The sequence below is a fragment of the Shewanella sp. SG44-6 genome, assembly GCF_014164185.1.
Taxonomy (GTDB): domain Bacteria; phylum Pseudomonadota; class Gammaproteobacteria; order Enterobacterales; family Shewanellaceae; genus Shewanella; species Shewanella vesiculosa.
The window spans coordinates 1-860 of the sequence record NZ_JACJER010000300.1 but is presented as its reverse complement, the minus strand read 5'-3'; the positions used below and the strand labels follow the sequence as shown (position 1 = coordinate 860).

1 pseudogene is annotated in these 860 nt (G+C 44.8%); it reads left to right on the top strand.

Annotated elements, in window-relative coordinates:
- Window positions 1–168: 168 nt before the first annotated feature.
- Window positions 169–860, top strand: a pseudogene (locus H5185_RS22300) (dehydrogenase); the annotation flags it as partial.

Here is an 860-nt window from a genome sequence, read left to right as displayed (position 1 = left end):
TCAAATCCTTTATCAGCCAGCTTTTTAGCTAACATGTAAGGGATTTCAGATTCATCGATACGGGTATCCCATAGACGTTTAATCGAGGGTTGTTGAATTGAAACCTGTGCAACACCATTACCGATTGAACCTGGCCAAGACAGTGTTCTCGCACTCGCTATTGCCCATGTGGCCTTAGTTGAAGGTGTATGGCATAAGCCCTTTGTTGGAGATTTTATTGAGGGTAAAAACCTGTTTAAAGCAGGTAAAACCGTCAGTGTCGAGAGCTTTAAAGAAACCCATACCTACGGTTTAGTCGAATGGTGGAACCAGGCCCTTAAAGATTACACCCCTGAATGGGCAAGCAAAATTACCGGTATTGACCCTAAAACCATTATCGCCATTGCTAAAGATATGGGGGCGGCGGCGCCTGCGGTGCAAGTATGGACATCCCGAGGTGCAGTGATGCAGGCCCGTGGTACTTATACTTCAATTTCTTGTCATGCATTAAATGGCCTATTTGGTGGCATTGATAGCAAAGGGGGCTTATTCCCCGGTAATAAAACGCCACTGCTGAAAGAATATCCAGAGGCAAAAGCCTATATGGATGAGATTGCTGCTAAAGGTGTCAAAAAAGAAAAAATTGACCAACGTGGTCGTTTAGCATTCCCTGCCATTGCTAAAGGTAAGCCTGGAGGTGGGGTGATCACGGGTAACGTCCCTAATGGCATGCTCGCTGCTGATCCTTATGAAATAAAAGTGATTTTAGCTTATTTTAATAACTTCAACTTTTCCAATCCTGAAGGGAAACGTTGGGATGAAGCCTTAAGCAAAGTCGACTTCATGGCCCATGTGACCACCAACGTGTCCGAATTCAGTTG